Source organism: Sphingorhabdus sp. (assembly GCF_040079335.1).
In the GTDB taxonomy this organism is placed as follows: Bacteria; Pseudomonadota; Alphaproteobacteria; order Sphingomonadales; family Sphingomonadaceae; genus Sphingorhabdus_B.
This window is the reverse complement of the sequence record NZ_JBEBKL010000033.1, coordinates 1-16,309: the sequence shown is the minus strand read 5'-3', so window position 1 is coordinate 16,309 and position 16,309 is coordinate 1. Positions and strand designations below refer to the sequence as shown.

Below are 16,309 nucleotides of genomic sequence, written 5' to 3'. Positions count from 1 at the left end.
CGAATGACCGACCTGCAACGCATCCTGAAGGCGGATCGCCCGCTGACGCTTGCGTCGGTGCCTGCCGGGTTCACACCCCTGCTGGTCGCCGACCTTGCGCGCGGGGCGAAGGGTGCGACGCTTTATATCGCGCCCGACGATGCTGCGATGCGCTCGCTGGCCGACACCATTCCCTTTTTCGCGCCAGAGCTGGAAATCCTGCAATTTCCAACCTGGGATTGCCTCCCTTACGACCGCGCCTCGCCGTCGACGGTGATCACCAGCCAGCGCATGGCGACGCTCAACGCGCTACAGCATCCGACCAAGTCCAAGCGCGTGCTACTGACCACCATCGGCGCGATGATTCAACGTGTGCTCACGCCTTTCCGCATCCGCCAGACGGGGGCAATTCTTGCTTCGGGCGTGTCGATCAATCGCGAGAAGCTGGCCAGCTTGCTGCAGGCCAATGGCTATTTCCGCGTCGATACCGTGGCCGAAGCAGGCGAGTTTGCCATTCGCGGCAGCCTTGTCGATATAATTCCTGCCGGCAGCGAAGAAGGCTTGCGCCTCGACTTCTTCGGCGACGAGATCGAAACAATCCGCCGCTTCTCGCCTCAGGACCAGCGCAGCATTGGCACTGTTGACCGGTTTGCGCTTCTGCCCGCTGTTGAAACGCTGATGGATGAGGATGCGGTGCGCCGCTTCCGCACCCAATATCGTGACCTGTTCGGGACAACGGCAACCGGCGATCCGCTGTATCAAGCGGTATCAGAAGGACGCCGACTGGCAGGCATGGACCATTGGCTGCCCTTGTTTGAAGAGCGGCTGGTTACCCTGCTCGACCATCTCGACAGCGATACCCTTATCCTGCGCGACCAAGCTGCGCTTGCTGCGGGGGAAGCGCGGTTCGAGGCGATTGCCGACTATCATGCCAATCGTGAAAAGGCGCAGTCAGCCAGCCCCGGCAGCTATCGCCCGCTGGCGCCCGAAAAACTCTATCTGGGCAGCGATGAACTCGAATCGTTACTCGACGCGCATAGCAGCCATCTACTGACACCCTTTGCAGCACCGGACGCCGCCGACACTATCGACTTTGGCATTTCCGCAGGCCGCGACTTTGCACCCGAACGGGCGCGCAAGGATAATGTCTATGAGGCAGTCTCTGCCTATCTGAAGGATAGTATCCGCTCCGGGCAAAAGGCCATTGTTGCAAGCTATTCAGCAGGTGCCCGCGAGCGCCTTAAAGGCCTCTTATCCGATCATGGTGCCCCGAAGCTGGTCGAGGCCGATGGCTGGCAGGCCGCATTGGGCGCTGCTGCGGGCAAATCGGCGGCAATGGTGGTTCTGCCCATCGACCACGGCTTTGCATCGCCCGATGTCGCGCTGGTTTCCGAACAGGACATATTGGGCGATCGACTAGTCCGACGCCGCAAGAACAAGAAGAGCGCCGACGCCTTCCTCGCCGAAATGGCAGCCCTCACCCCCGGTGATCTGATTGTCCATGTCGAACATGGCATCGGCCGTTACGAAGGGCTGGCCTCGATCCCCGTGGGCCAGAGCCCGCATGATTGTGTTGCTCTTACCTATGCAGGCGGCGACCGGCTCTATGTTCCGGTCGAGAATATCGACGTCCTCTCACGTTATGGCAATTCCGACGGCGCAGTCACGCTCGACAGGCTGGGCGGAGAGGCGTGGCAGCGGCGTAAGGCCAAGCTCAAGGAACGCATCACCGCAATCGCGCATGAACTGATCCGCACCGCCGCCGAACGCGCGCTGCGGCCTGGCGCGCTGATCGAGGTGGAAGATGCAGGCTATGCCGCCTTTGTCGATCGCTTCCCCTATGCCGAAACCGACGATCAGGAGCGCGTGATCGCTGAAGTTTTGGAAGACCTGTCGAGCGGCAAGCCGATGGACAGGCTCGTTTGCGGCGATGTTGGTTTCGGCAAAACCGAGGTTGCGATGCGCGCGGCTTTTGCGGCCGCGATGGCCGGGTATCAGGTCGCGGTGATTGCGCCAACAACCTTGCTGGCACGTCAGCATTACACCAATTTCATTGAACGCTTCGCCGATACGCCCGTGAAGCTTGGGCGGCTGTCACGACTCGTTCCCAGCGCAGAAGCAACACGCACCCGCGAAGGCCTGACCGATGGCTCGGTCGACATAGTCATTGGTACCCACGCCGTGCTGGCCAAGTCGATCAAATTCCGGAAACTGGGCCTTGTCATCGTCGACGAAGAACAGCGCTTTGGGGTGAACCACAAGGAGCAGCTCAAGACGCTCAAGACCGATGTCCATATGCTAACACTGACGGCGACACCGATCCCGCGCACGTTGCAGATGGCGATGTCGGGCCTGCGTGAATTGTCGGTCATCCAGACCCCACCCGTCGACCGACTGGCCGTGCGCACCTACGTGATGCCGTGGGACGAGGTGGTAATCCGCGAGGCCTTGTTGCGCGAGCATTATCGTGGCGGGCAAAGCTTCTTCGTCGTGCCGCGCATTTCCGAGCTTACCGAGATCGAAGAATATCTGCGAGATCATGTGCCTGAAGTGAAATTCGTCACTGCACATGGCCAGATGGCAGCGGGCGAGATAGAGGAGCGGATGACCGCGTTTTACGACAAACGCTATGATGTGCTGCTGTCGACCACGATCATCGAAAGCGGCCTCGATATTCCCAGCGCCAACACGCTGATCGTCCACCGCGCAGACCGTTTCGGGTTGGCCCAGCTTTACCAGCTACGCGGACGCGTTGGCCGGTCCAAGGCACGGGCCTATGCCTATCTGACCCAGCCCGCCGACCGCGTGCTCAGCGAGACTGCAGAAAAGCGGCTCAAGGTGCTCAGCGACCTTGATACACTTGGCGCCGGTTTTCAGTTGGCCAGTCACGATCTCGACATAAGAGGCGCCGGTAATCTGGTGGGTGACGAACAGTCCGGCCATATCCGCGAAGTCGGGTTCGAACTATATCAGTCGATGCTGGAAGAAGCCGTGGTCGCGGTGCGTGCGCAGGCGCATGGCCTCGCCAAGCCGCGCGACAGCTTCTCGCCGCAGATAACTGTGGATGCGCCGATCCTGATCCCTGACGACTATGTGCCAGACCTGTCGGTGCGCATGGCGCTGTATCGTCGCCTGAACGATCTCGACGAGGCGCAGGATATCGAAGGCTTTGCAGCGGAAATGTCTGATCGATTCGGCCCGATACCTGAACCAACGCAAAACTTGCTCAAGCTTATCGAAATCAAGCAAAATGCTTTGTCCGCGCAAGTTGCGAAAATCGAGGTCGGACCGCGCGGTGCGCTGGTCAGCTTCCACGAAGACCGCCCGCCAAACGTTCCGGGACTTCTCGCTTATGTCGAAAGGCTCGGCGCAACGGCGAAACTCAGGCCGGACAGCAAGCTGGTGATCAACCGGAGCTGGCCTGATCCAGTAAGCAAACTGAACGGTTGCCTACAGCTTTCGAAAGGCCTTGCTGGTCTGGCGCGGAAAGCCGGCTAATCGGTTATTGGTGTATGAATTTCAGGAACTGCTCAGCTGTCAAAGGCGGCGAACGCAAATAGCCCTGAAAATAGTCGCAGCCTTCTGAGTGTAATAATTCGAGTTCACTGTTTTTCTCTACGCCCTCAGCAATGATGCGCAAGCCCAACGCCTTGCCGAGTGCAATGATCGCGCGCAGCACAATCAGGTCACGCGGATTGCCGCTGATATCGGCGGTCATGCCTTTGTCGATCTTGAGATAATCGAGCGGAAGGCTCTTGAGATAGGCAAGGCTGGAATAGCCTGTGCCGAAATCATCGATGGCCACGCTTACACCCTTCGACCTCAGCATCTCCAGCTGTGCAAGCGCAAGTTCGAAGTCGCGAACAATGCTCTCTTCGGTCAATTCGACGGTAAGGCGTTCGAACGGAAACTCTGCATCGTCCAAAATGGCAAGCAATCTCGCAGCATGATCGTCGGCAAGTTCTTCTGCCCCGAGATTAATAGAAAGATGCAACGCTTCGGGCCATTGCGTCGCGAAACCCACCGCCTGCTTCTGAATAGCATAAGACAGTTCTTCGCGCAGATCGCAACGATCCGCCGCTGCAAACAGTTCCTCAGCGCCAATCTCGCCAAAGTCAGGATGGGTCCAGCGCGCGAGCGCCTCCGCGCCAACCAGCTTCCCAGTAGCTACCTCAAATTGCGGCTGGAAGTAGATCGCGATTTCCCGTTGCGTCAGCGCCTGACGAAGGCCCTTGTCGAGGCGCGGGTTTCGCTGGCTGTCGACGCTCGCCTCGCTGTCGGCAAAGCGATATTTCCGCCCCTTATGCGAATAGGCAGCCGAAAGCGCACTCGATGCCGCAGCCAGCAATTGAGCTCCCGACTGCCCAGACCTTGATAACGCTATTCCTATGCGCGGGCTAATATGCAAATCTCCGTCAGGATGGTGCAGCGGCGCACCAAGCAGTGTCAAAAGCTTCCGTGCGACTTGCTCCGCTTCATATTGTCCCGATATGCCTGCAATGATCAGGAATTCCCTGCCAGGCAAGCGAGCCGTCAGGATGGTTCCCGAGATGGACGGCGCGAAGCCGGCTATTCTTTTCCCGATTTCAGCGATCACAGCATTGCCAGTTTCACGTCCGTGCAAGTCGTTCACCTGCTTCAGATCACGAATTCCGACAAGGAACAGCACGGCCCCTCGCGATGCACTTGCCTCAAACGCAGATAGCCACAACTGCGCATCGCGCGCAGGGGCAATCTTCTTAACTGCAGTGGCAATTACCGAATCCATCTCACCAGAATATCCGAAAAGCCTTTCGCAACCGTTGCCAGCACGAAACAAGACAGATAGGTCAGTTACACGATGCAGGACAATTTCGGACGAACAATCGATTATCTCCGAATTTCGGTGACCGACCGGTGCAATTTCCGTTGCACCTATTGCATGCCCGAGCAGCAAACGTTCCTGCCGCGAAGCGACCTGCTCGATTATACGGAAATCGCCCTGATTGCTGCGCGTTTTATAAGGCACGGCATCCGCAAAATTCGCCTTACAGGCGGAGAACCACTGGCGCGGCGCGATGTTGACGTTCTGATCCAAGAACTCGGCCGACATGTGCAATCCGGCGCGCTCGACGAACTGACTCTGACCACGAATGGTAGCCGTCTTGCCCATTTCGCGCCGATTTTGAAAGAATCAGTCGTCCGCCGCATCAATGTCAGCCTCGACAGTCTGGTTCCGGCCAAATTCAATGCCGTCACCCGCGGCGGTGATCTTGGGCAGGTTCTGGACGGGATCGCGGCGGCGAAGCGCAACGGATTGGCCGTTCGGATAAATATGGTTGCTTTGAAGGGCGTTAACGACGACGAAATTGTTTCAATGGCGAAATATTGTGCGGCCAATGGCTTTGACCTAGCACTCATTGAAACCATGCCGCTAGGCGACGGCGTATCGGGTCGGACGGGGCAATTCATTCCGCTTGATGAATTTGTCGCGCCGCTGCGGGAGAACGGCTCAATTTCGCCGCTCGACCATCGGACCGCTGGACCCGCCCGCTATTATCGCCTTGAACCCCTTGGCCTGCGCCTCGGACTGATCACGCCGATGTCCCACAATTTCTGTGGTGATTGCAACCGCCTGCGCCTTGCTAGTGACGGCAAGGTGCATATGTGCCTCGGCTCCGAATTCTATGTGGATTTTCGAGAGGCTATTCGCATCGGTGGGATGGAAGCTGTCGACGGGCTGCTGCAAAAGGCCTTGCGCCTGAAACCCGAACGCCATGATTTCGAACGGCAGATGGAGGACAAGGGTTTGCGTTTGCATCGTCATATGAATGCGACCGGCGGATGAGCCGTTTCCCAAAACTGGCTCTGCTGGCATCGCCCGGCGAACCTGCCCGCAAGGCAGAGAAGCAATTGCGCGAAATCCACGAGTTCGTGCCGATTGAAGAAGCAGATGCGGTTATTGCGCTTGGGGGCGATGGCTTCCTTCTGCAATTGCTCCACCGCTTATTGGAGCAACGTCGCGATTTGCCCGCCTATGGCATGAATTTGGGAACGATCGGCTTCCTGATGAACAATTGGCAGCCGGACGACCTGCTCAATCGTCTGGAACGCGCCAAAAGCATCACCGTGATGCCCTTGATGGCGACGATAGAGGCAACATCCGGCCAACGCTTTACCCTGCCCGCTATCAATGAAGTCTCGCTGCTGCGCGAAACACGGCAGGCGGCAAAGCTGCAAATTGATGTGAACGGTCGCACAGTCATCGATGAGCTCATCTGCGACGGCGTTCTGGTGGCAACACCCGTTGGTTCAACTGCCTATAATCTGTCTGCCAATGGCCCAATACTACCGCTCGACAGTTCACTTTTAGCTTTGACGCCAATCAGCCCTTTCCGCCCACGCCGCTGGAAAGGCGCCATCTTGCCCGACCGTTATCTCGTTAAGCTGACGATATTGGAGGGTTCAAAACGCCCGGTCAGCGCGGTCGCCGACCAACGCGAAATCCGCGATATTGCATCGGTCGAAGTCGCGCTGGATCGCAACCGTTCGCTGACTTTGCTGTTCGATCCCGAACATGCGCTCGATGATCGCATCGCGATGGAACAATTTATTACCTGACCACTTGCTTTTTGTTTCAGGCCAAGCCATAGGCGCGCCTGCCCGATGTCATCGGGCTGCTCCCCGGTAGCTCAGCGGTAGAGCAATCGACTGTTAATCGATTGGTCGGCGGTTCGAATCCGTCCCGGGGAGCCAGATTTTCTCCTGAAAATTCAATAGACCTGCAACAGCAGACGGATGGCGGCATAGCCAACCAGCAAAGCCGTGATACGGCGCAACCATATCGGCGATAACAGCTTGATACCGATTTGACTGCCGATCTGGCCGCCTATCAAAACGGCAAGCAATAGCGGCCAGAAAACCGCAGCGGGCTGCGTCACCGCATCCATGCCACCTTTCAATAATTGCCCAGCCAAACCAGCCATCGAATTAACGAGAATATATAGCGACGCAAAGGCCGCGACGCGCTTCGCGTCTGCCCAGCGGATGAGATGCAGCACCGGCGCCATGAAAATCCCACCTCCGATCCCCGATAGCCCGGCCAGAAGCCCTACCGCGCCTGACAAGCCGAATATGACAGGTTTTGGTAACTTGACCCTCGGCAGCTTCTCCTGCGGCACTATGAGCGCAACGGCCGAAAGCAGCAAAGAGCTGCCCAATATCAGCAAGAAGGTGGTTTCTTTCAAAGGCGTCAGTCCGCCTAGAAAGGCCAGCGGCGCGGAAACCACCAGCAGCGGTAGCACAGTCTTCCAGTCGATGAGCCCGGCACGCCAGAAATGGATCGTACCGCCCGTGACCACGACGATATTGCAGCACAAGGATATTACCGGAATCAGCCTTGGCTCGATTCCGGTCAATGTCAGAAGCGCCGTAAAAGTCGAGCCTCCGCCAAAACCGACCGAAGCGTAAATGAGCGCGATAAGGCCAAATAGCAGGGCCAGAATCGCGCTCATGCTTCAGCCCTTAATAGGCCCCGTGGCAGTGCTTGTATTTCTGCCCTGAACCACAGGGGCATGGATCATTACGACGCAGGTTGGGATTGCCGGCAAAAGGATCCCCCTCACCCGGATTGCTAGCAACCTGGCGGGCGGGGATTGAGGCCTTAATCAAGCCTAGATCGGCACCATCAAGGTCGTCGCTATCATCATCTCCGGTCAGCGGGTCGAAATGCGTAGTCAGGAAATCGGGCAGTTCGGGCAGATCGCCTTCGACGAAATTGGGTTCCATCCGGAACTCGTTGGTCAGTACCGTCTTGACGATATCCTCACGGATCGCCGACAACATGCGTTCAAACAGGCCAAAGCTCTCCTGCTTATATTCATTGATAGGGTTCTTCTGCGCATAGGCGCGCAGATAGATCACCTGACGCAGTGCATCGAGCGTTGCCAGATGCTCTTTCCAGTGATGGTCCAAATTCTGGAGCAGGATCTGCTTTTCGATCTGCCGGAACAGCACGGGATCGATCGAGGCGCGTTTTTCGGACAGTTTGGCTTCGGCAGCTTCGGCAATCCGCGACTCAACAATATCGGGTTCGATTGCCTCTTCGGTGAGCCAGCTATCTATATCGGGCTGCTGGCCGAGGATTTCGCTGACCTGCTTTTTTAGGCCATCAACATCCCATTGTTCGGGATAGGTTTCGGGCGGGCAATTTTCGCCGACAATGCTGTTGACCGTTTCATGCAGCATATCGTCGAGCACATCGTCGACCGCTTCGGCATCCATGATGTCGCTGCGCTGCTCATAGATCACCTTGCGCTGATCATTCATGACGTTGTCATATTCAACCAGCTGCTTGCGCACGTCATAGTTGCGCGCTTCGACCTTGCGCTGCGCGGTTTCGATGGCCTTGGACAGCCATTTGCCGCCGATCGCCTCGCCGTCTTCAAGGCTGCTGTTCATCATGCGTGCGAACAGCGTTTCCGAGCCAAAAATACGCAGCAGATCGTCTTCGAGGCAGAGGTAGAAACGCGACAGGCCGGGATCGCCCTGACGGCCCGAACGACCACGCAACTGGTTGTCAATACGGCGGCTTTCGTGACGTTCGGTGGCAAGCACGAACAGGCCGCCGGCTTCCAGAACCTTGGCTCTTTCAGCCTCGATTTCGGCGCTGATTCGCGCAATCGCTGCATCGCGCTCAGGCCCTTCCGGCATATCGCTGACTTCATCTTCGGTACGAAACTCAAGGTTGCCGCCCAATTTGATGTCGGTGCCGCGACCGGCCATGTTGGTCGCAATGGTCACTGCTCCAAGGCGGCCTGCCTGCGCAACGATATGCGCTTCCTGTTCGTGAAAACGCGCATTGAGGACAGCGTGAGTGACGCCTTCCTTGTTCAGATAGTCGCTGAGCAATTCGGACTTTTCGATCGAAACAGTGCCGACCAGCACCGGCTGGCCACGATCATGCGCTTCCTTGATCGTTTTCGCGATGGCCGCAAATTTATCGGCTGTGTTCTTGTAGAACTCATCATTCTCGTCAATGCGCTGCACGGGCACATTGGTCGGGATTTCGACGACGTTGAGTTTGTAAATGTCGTAAAATTCCTGCGCTTCGGTAGCGGCCGTACCGGTCATCCCTGAAATCTTGGGATACATGCGGAAATAGTTCTGGAAGGTGATTGTCGCCAGCGTCTGGTTTTCGGGCTTGATCGCAACGCCTTCCTTGGCTTCGACCGCCTGGTGCAGACCGTTAGACCAGCGGCGTCCGTCCATCATGCGTCCGGTAAATTCGTCGATGATGATTACCTCGCCATTTTTGACGATATAATCGGTATCGCGTTTGAACATCGTGTTGGCTTTGAGCGCCTGATCAAGGTGATGCACGACCTGCGTGTTTTCCGCGTCGTACAGATTCGATCCGACGAGCAATCCGGCTGTTTCGAGCAGGCGTTCGGCCTTTTCCGTACCCTCTTCGGTTAGGATGACGCTGCGTGCCTTTTCATCCTTTTCATAATCAGCTTCATCGAGCTGCAGCACGATTTCGTGCACTGCCTTATACATTTCCGACTTGTCGTCGGTCGGTCCGGAGATGATCAGCGGCGTGCGCGCTTCATCAACCAGGATCGAGTCCACCTCGTCGACAATCGCGAAGTTGAACGGACGCTGCACCATCTGCGCACGCTCATGTTTCATATTGTCGCGCAGATAATCGAAACCGAGTTCGTTGTTGGTCGCGTAGGTAATGTCGCAATTATATGCAGCGCGGCGTTCGTTTTCCGAGAGATTTGGAACGATCACACCGGTCGAAAGGCCTAGGAAGCCGTAAATCTGGCCCATCCACTCAGCGTCACGCTTGGCGAGATAGTCGTTGACGGTGACGACATGGACACCCTTACCCTCAATTGCGTTGAGATAGGTTGCAAGCGTCGCCACCAGCGTCTTGCCCTCACCGGTACGCATTTCTGCGATTTCGCCGCGGTGGAGCACGATGCCGCCGACCATCTGCACATCGAAATGGCGCATGCCGGTGACGCGCTTCGAAGCCTCGCGAACGGTCGCAAATGCTTCAGGGAGGATAGCGTCCAACGTTTCGCCTGCTTCAAGACGCTCGCGGAAGCGCTGTGTCTGCCCATTCAGATCTTCATCCGAAAGCGCAGCCATCTGGTCTTCGAGCGCGTTGATTTTGGTGACGAGTTTCATCGTCTTTTTGACATAACGGTCGTTAGACGAGCCAAAAATGGACTTGGCGATAGTGCCGAGCATGAGCAAACCTTTGATAAATATGGATAGATATCGCCTGCGCCATGCAGGCGTCATAAATTTGTGGTGGCGCAGTGAAGCGCTGTAGCGCTATTTATGAGCGCGCTCAGCCCGCGAAACGGGGGTCGTCGCGACAGGGACGTCAATCGACTCTTCAGCCGGGCTGTTGTCGACCAATATCAGAGTGGAGCGGACATTCCGAACGCGAAGATCGAGGGTGGAGACCACTATTGCCGTGGCGAAAGCTTCTGCCTGTTCAACCTGCGAGGCCGCGGTTGCAGGCGCCCCAGTCTCTACCGAGCGCGCAGCTTCAGCGGCCGAAAAGCCGGTAAGCAGTGCAAGAAAGTAGAGCAGCAAACGCATGGCAGCCTTATCCTTGTATCGCGCGCATATAGGTTTGTGGCGGGTCATAGTCCATAGCTAACCCGGATCAGGCTATATTAGAGGCCAAGAGTTACTAATTCGCCTCCGTTGTCGTTAAAGATGCGGGCAATTCCTGATGCGTCAATTCGAACTTGAGAATGACACGGCGCGGTTCGTCTTTACCGTCCTTGTCCACGAACGGCTTGACACGGCCAGTTGGCGCATTTTTGCACATCTGCTCCGGGGTCATCATGCCCTTGGGCAGGAAACTAAATTCACCGCTATACTCCGACTGACAATTTGCCAGCTTGCCCTCACTATCGAAATCCAGCGTCAGCGTCATGGTTCCCGGTTTTTCGAAAGGGTTGCGCACGGTAACCGGAGCAGGAGGCACCCCATGGCTTCCTTTGGGCAACCGCCAGTCGAAACTGTGCGCGCTAAAACCTTCAACAGCTGAGCCGTCCTTTCCGGTGGCAGGATTGAACTTCCAGTTTCGTGCCAGATCACAGGATTTCTGATCGAGCGACATATGGCCGCTCGTTTTCGCTATATTGCAGTTCGTGACCAAACCGCTCGTGCTGATACTCAATACGATCTCGCTCCGCCCCTGAAACCCCTCAAGCAAGGCATCGGCAGGGTAGTCAGCTTCCTTGATCTGGAGCAGCTTGTAGTTGGCAACGCGCGGTGGCCGTGGAAAGCTTCTGTCCGCTATCGTTTGCGAAGCTGTGCTGAAGACGGTTGGTATTTGCCAACGAACCCGGCTTGCCCATTCGCCCTGTATTGCGCGCCCTTTGCCATCCTGGGCAGGGAAAAAGCGCGCTCGCCTTACGATATTGCTGCAAGTTGCTTCGTCCAGATCGGCATGACCGCTCGACTGGGTGATAGTGCACACCGTGGGGCTACCGATCGTGTCTATAGAAAGCTTGAACCCCGTCGTCCCCTCCCGTCGTTCGGAGAGTGCCCGGGTCGGATAATCATTGGTAGTCGCCCAACTGCCGGGATTGTCTTTGGGTACGGCGACCGACGGTTTTCCGGGTGTCGGCGGAACTGGCGATGCAGAAATAAGCGGAGGAGGTGGCGCGTCAACGACCGGAACCGTTGTGATAGTCTCGGTGGTGGAAAGTGGAGCGGATGCTGCAATTGCAGTGCCGAGCAAAAACCAGTAGGGCATAGGGCCGATTTTCTCCGGAAAAGATGCTTCATTTGTATAGAAAGCAATTCAAATTGTTAGTAAAATCTCCGTTGGCGGTCCCCTTCCCCGAAATGCCCGAAATTGCTGGCGTGTCGAAGCGTGTGGCAAAAGCACGCTACAAGGAATGGGATCGCTGCGACCTGACTTATATTGAGTTAGATGCGGGCACATCGGTTGCGGGAGTGACTACGCGCAATATCTGCTGCTCATCTGAAGTCGAACTGTGCCGCGACAATTTGACAGTCGGCAGTGCGCGGGCGTTGGTGGTCAATGCAGGCAACAGCAACGCCTTTACCGGCTATCGCGGGCGTGAGGCCGTCGAAGCGATCACCCGCCAGGTCGCAGCACATATCGGTTGCGCTGAAAATGAGATATTCGTCTCGTCCACAGGGGTAATCGGCGTCCCCCTTCCCAAGGATAAGGCTGAGGCCGGGCTGCGTTCGGCTTTCAAAGCACCGATTTGCAGCTGGCAGGATGTGGCCGATACCATTGGGACGACGGATACTTTTGCCAAGGGTGCGAAGGCCAGTGCCATCATCGATGGCAAACGCGTCGAAATAGTGGGCGTTATCAAGGGCAGCGGGATGATCGCACCCGATATGGCGACGATGCTGGGTTATATCTTTACCGATGCAGCTGTGGAACCCGCCTTCCTTCAGCAAATATTGAGCGAAGCCAATGGCTCGACCTTCAATTGTATCACGGTCGATAGCGACACTTCGACCAGCGACACCGTATTGGCGTTTGCGACCGGTAAGGCAGGCAATTCCCCCCTCACCTCGTTCGACGATGCCGGAGCGGATGCTTTCGCATCAGCGCTGCATGACGTTTGCCGCCAACTGGCCCATCTCGTCGTACGCGACGGCGAAGGCGCGCAGAAGTTCATCGAGATCAATGTGACGGGTGCGGTGTCCGACGACAGCGCTCGCCGCATCGGCCTTGCCATCGCCAATTCCCCGCTCGTCAAAACCGCGATTGCAGGCGAAGACGCCAATTGGGGGCGCGTCGTGATGGCAGTTGGCAAGGCGGGGGAACCAGCGGACCGTGATAAGCTATCGATCAGCTTTGGCGTAACCCAGGTCGCGCATAATGGCCTGCCGATAGATGGCTATGACGAAACGCCGGTCGCAGCGCATCTGAAAGGGCAGGAAATCAGCATCGGCGTTGATATCGGCCTTGGATCAGGCTGCGCGACCGTTTGGACGTGCGACCTGACCCATGGCTATATCAGCATCAATGCGGATTACCGTAGTTAGAGGGCAGCTTCGAGCCAGCCCTTGATCGCTGCCTTGGGTGCAGCACCAACTTTGGTGTCGACCACCTGACCATCCTTGAACAGGATCATCGTGGGGATACCTCGCACACCGAATTTACTCGGCGTATCGGGATGATCGTCGATGTTGAGCTTGGCGATCGTCACCTGCTCGCCCAGTTCCTCGCTGATTTCTTCAAGGCTCGGGCCGATCATCTTGCAAGGGCCGCACCATTCGGCCCAGAAATCGACCAATACGGGCTTGGATGAGCCGAGAACTTCGGTGGCAAAATCATTGTCGCCAACTGCTTTGGTAGCCATTGGAATATCTCCTTCTTTGATGCCGAATGTATTGCCCTGCCCCGCGAGTTGCAAGCGTGCGACTCCGATAGATTTGCTTGGGGCCCTCAAACCGGCCTATGCGACGCTAGGTCCGCCGCGCTCAATTCGATCATCGCAGGCGCATATGTATAAAGCAGGGCCGCCGACACCTTATGCGCCGGAAAGATGCGTTCGATAGCTGCGACATAATGTGCCATCTGTCGGAGTTCGGACAGATTTACGCCAGACGCGCTTTTGGGAACGCGGCGTGATGTTTTGAAATCGACGATACTGACGTGATCGTCTTCGACCACTAATCGATCTATTCGCCCGGTGATAACGGTTTCGCCGATAAGCGCGGCGATTGGCACCTCGGCGCGCGCTTTTTCAGAGAAAAGTGGCTGCCAACGGGCATCGGCCAGCAAAGCCATTACCTGATTAATGATCGCCTTGTGATCATGCCGACCTTCGCGATCGCGCGCTGCCAGCCAACGGGCGGCATCTTGATCAAACCCGGCCAAACGAGCGGCATCCACACGTTCGATCAACCCGTGCACCAACTTTCCTCTCTCTGCCGCAAGGCGGAGAACGGCTTCGGCAGGCTTGTCTCCCACACCGCTGTCGTCAAGCTGCGACGGAGCCAGTGGTCTCGGCGGGCGGGCTTCGGGAGCGGCGGGCTGAAGCAACCAATCGGGGATCGAAAGCCACTGATTGACTGCGTCCGGTTTCGTAGTTTTGGTACTCAGTTGCGCAATCTGGCCTTGCCCTCCTGTCATGATGCGCAGGGTGCGTCCCTGAATGTCACTAACCTGCGCACAGCCCAACGAGTCCATCGCGGTCTCAATAGCTGTATACCAGCTTTCGGGTTTGGGTGCCTTCTGCTGCTTTCCAAGACTACCCGCCATGATCAGCCGTTCTTCGGCGCGGGTCAGCGCGACATAGAGCAGGCGGTAATGTTCGTTGAGTTCACTGGCCTCGCGGGCTTCCTCAACCTCGGCGAGCTTGCCGAACCGCGTGTCCTTATTGACCCGCAGGATTGGTAATGGTCCCACATTTTCGATCTCTATAACCGATCCGGGATCCTTGTTACCGCGCGAGCCGGGGTCGACCGTCACATCCGCCAATATCACTACCGGTGCCTGCAACCCCTTTGCCCCGTGCACCGTCATGATCTGAACTTCGTTGCTACCGGTCAGCCGCTCACGCTTGATTTCGCTCGAATTGCGTTCGAACCAGTCGAGGAACTGCTGCAAACTGCCGCCCTTGCCCTGCTCAAATTCAATCGCGAGGTTGAGAAACTCCTCGACCGGCACCAGCACTTCTTGCCCCAGTCGTGCAGCGAGTTTTTTTCGCCCCTGTGCAGGACCGGAAAGGATCTGCTCGATGAACTGATAGGGCGTTGTGAAATCGGCACTGGCGAGTATTTCGTGCAACGGGGCAAGGTCGGTCGACAGAGCTTCGTTGCGCCGGATGTGCTGCCACAAGGAGATTTTCTCTTGCCGAAAGCCAAATTCCAGCAATTGCTCCTGCGTCCATCCGATCAGAGGCGAGACCAGCAGGCAGGCAAGGCTGAGGTCGTCCTGCGGTTGCAGCGCAAATCGGATTGCGGCGACCAGATCCTGCACCGCCAATTGCTCGTCGATATGCATGCGGTCGATACCCGCAACAGGGACCCCCAAGGCATGCAATCGGGCGACGAGCAGCGATGACAACTCGGTGCGTTTGCGGAACAACACCATGATGTCGCCGGGTTTGAGAGGCTTGCCTGTGCTTGCAAGCACCGGCCTTTCATCCACCAGCGCCTTGATTTTGAACGCAAGCTGGGCCGCAAGTTCACGTTTCTCGGGGCCCAGCCATTTTTCCTCATCACCCTCGCCTTCACCATTTTCGGCTACCGACGCGGCGGTTACCGGCTCGAGCAGTTCGACCGAGCCGATGTCGGGTTTTTCGCTGACATGGTTTTCAATCTCTTCGGTAAGGCCGAAGCGTTCGTGGCCGAGCGTGCCGATAAGGGCATTGACCAATCCCAGGATCGGCTTTGTCGAACGGAAGGATTGCGACAGCGTCAATTCATGCAGTTTGCCGTCCTGTTCAGCCAGTCGCTGGGCATAGCGCTCTCCCGCCTCGCGATAGCGCGCCGGATCAGTGCCCTGAAATCCGTAAATCGCCTGTTTGAAGTCACCAACCGCAAAGATCGTGCGCGGCTTTTCGCCTTTAGCGCCTAGACCCGCGAAGAAATCTCCGGAAAGCGCCTCGATGATTGCCCATTGCTTACGGTTGGTATCCTGCGCCTCATCGACCAGTATGTGATCGATACGCCGGTCGAGCTTGTAGCGCACCCAATCGGTCATGCCGCTGGTCGTGAGCAAATCGGCGACTTTGGAAATCAGATCATCGAAATCGACCAGTCCGCGCGCATGTTTGAGCTTCTCGTAGCGAAGCGCAAAAGCTTTCCCGGCTAACAGGGCGTCGGCGAGCTTGTCGGCATAGATGGCCAAAGCCTGCATTTCGCAAAGCTTTTTGGTCCATTGATGCAGGCCCAATGCAATAATGGCATAATGGTCCACCTGCGGGGTTTGCCCTTTGGTCGAAACGACCGGCTCACCATCTTTCTTTGTCCAACAAGAATTAAGCATGGCGATACAACGGCCACGCTCGGAAGCTGGCATTTGCAACCACTCTGTTATTCTTTGAGCACGTTTCAGCCCCGTATCTTTGCCCCAATCAAGATTTAGATCCCTTATGGTCTTAATCGAAACAACATCGATCACGTCATCTTCGCAGAGCGAAGACATGACAGCGTCCGTCGAACCTTCGAAACCCCAGTCCAATTCACGCCGCACAAATGGCAACATGCCTGTGCCTTCGGGCAATTGACGTATGGTTTCCAGCGCAGCTGCACAGCGTTGCAGAAAGCTCCAGGCACTTTCCTCTCCGCGCTCAAGCCCGAGGCGATGCAGGCTTTG

General features: G+C 56.9%; 11 protein-coding genes and 1 tRNA gene. 5 read left to right on the top strand and 7 right to left on the bottom strand.

Going from position 1 to position 16,309, the window contains the following annotated elements; translation table 11 throughout:
- The first annotated feature begins 3 nt into the window (after positions 1 to 3).
- Positions 4 to 3,477, top strand: coding sequence for a transcription-repair coupling factor (gene mfd, locus ABL922_RS10025; protein WP_349024075.1), 3,474 nt, complete (start codon positions 4 to 6; stop codon positions 3,475 to 3,477).
- A gap of 4 nt (positions 3,478 to 3,481) precedes the next feature.
- Here the strand turns inward: mfd and ABL922_RS10020 are convergent, their stop codons facing one another.
- Entirely contained in the window at positions 3,482 to 4,747 is a 1,266-nt protein-coding gene (locus ABL922_RS10020; RefSeq protein WP_349024074.1) for a GGDEF domain-containing phosphodiesterase, read from the bottom strand.
- A gap of 72 nt (positions 4,748 to 4,819) precedes the next feature.
- On the opposite strand from ABL922_RS10020, the gene moaA reads away from it, so the two are divergent.
- The 3 genes from moaA to ABL922_RS10005 all read left to right on the top strand — a co-directional run bounded on the left by moaA (position 4,820) and on the right by ABL922_RS10005 (position 6,714).
- Positions 4,820 to 5,806: a GTP 3',8-cyclase MoaA gene (moaA, locus tag ABL922_RS10015; protein ID WP_349024073.1), complete on the top strand. Its 987-nt coding sequence runs from the start codon at positions 4,820 to 4,822 to the stop codon at positions 5,804 to 5,806.
- Positions 5,803 to 6,579 carry an NAD kinase gene (locus ABL922_RS10010; protein WP_349024072.1) on the top strand — a complete coding sequence of 259 codons (777 nt, stop codon included), beginning with the start codon at positions 5,803 to 5,805 and terminating at the stop codon, positions 6,577 to 6,579. Before moaA ends, ABL922_RS10010 begins: the two co-directional genes overlap by 4 nt.
- 60 nt (positions 6,580 to 6,639) lie before the next feature.
- Positions 6,640 to 6,714 (top strand) — tRNA-Asn (locus ABL922_RS10005).
- 17 nt (positions 6,715 to 6,731) lie between these two features.
- Here ABL922_RS10005 and ABL922_RS10000 read toward each other — a convergent pair.
- The 4 genes from ABL922_RS10000 to ABL922_RS09985 all read right to left on the bottom strand — a co-directional run bounded on the left by ABL922_RS10000 (position 6,732) and on the right by ABL922_RS09985 (position 11,749).
- On the bottom strand, positions 6,732 to 7,472 hold the full coding sequence (locus ABL922_RS10000; RefSeq protein WP_349024071.1) for a sulfite exporter TauE/SafE family protein: 741 nt from the start codon (positions 7,470 to 7,472) through the stop codon (positions 6,732 to 6,734).
- Between the two features lie 10 nt (positions 7,473 to 7,482).
- Positions 7,483 to 10,218, bottom strand: coding sequence for a preprotein translocase subunit SecA (secA, locus tag ABL922_RS09995; protein ID WP_349024070.1), 2,736 nt, complete (start codon positions 10,216 to 10,218; stop codon positions 7,483 to 7,485).
- An 87-nt stretch (positions 10,219 to 10,305) separates the two neighbouring features.
- Positions 10,306 to 10,578: a hypothetical protein gene (locus ABL922_RS09990; protein ID WP_349024069.1), complete on the bottom strand. Its 273-nt coding sequence runs from the start codon at positions 10,576 to 10,578 to the stop codon at positions 10,306 to 10,308.
- Between the two features lie 94 nt (positions 10,579 to 10,672).
- The gene (locus ABL922_RS09985) at positions 10,673 to 11,749 is read right to left on the bottom strand and encodes an energy transducer TonB (protein ID WP_349024068.1); all 1,077 of its coding nucleotides are present in this window, start codon (positions 11,747 to 11,749) and stop codon (positions 10,673 to 10,675) included.
- Positions 11,750 to 11,772: 23 nt separating this feature from the next.
- Between ABL922_RS09985 and argJ the strand changes: the two genes are divergently transcribed.
- Entirely contained in the window at positions 11,773 to 13,026 is a 1,254-nt protein-coding gene (gene argJ, locus ABL922_RS09980) for a bifunctional glutamate N-acetyltransferase/amino-acid acetyltransferase ArgJ (protein WP_349024067.1), read from the top strand.
- Here argJ and trxA read toward each other — a convergent pair.
- Positions 13,023 to 13,343: a thioredoxin gene (gene trxA, locus ABL922_RS09975; RefSeq protein WP_298603369.1), complete on the bottom strand. Its 321-nt coding sequence runs from the start codon at positions 13,341 to 13,343 to the stop codon at positions 13,023 to 13,025. The genes argJ and trxA overlap by 4 nt on opposite strands.
- Before the next feature lie 86 nt (positions 13,344 to 13,429).
- A complete protein-coding gene (locus tag ABL922_RS09970; RefSeq protein ID WP_349024066.1) occupies positions 13,430 to 15,979 on the bottom strand; it encodes a 3'-5' exonuclease in 2,550 nt (849 codons plus the stop codon).
- Positions 15,980 to 16,309 lie beyond the last annotated feature (330 nt).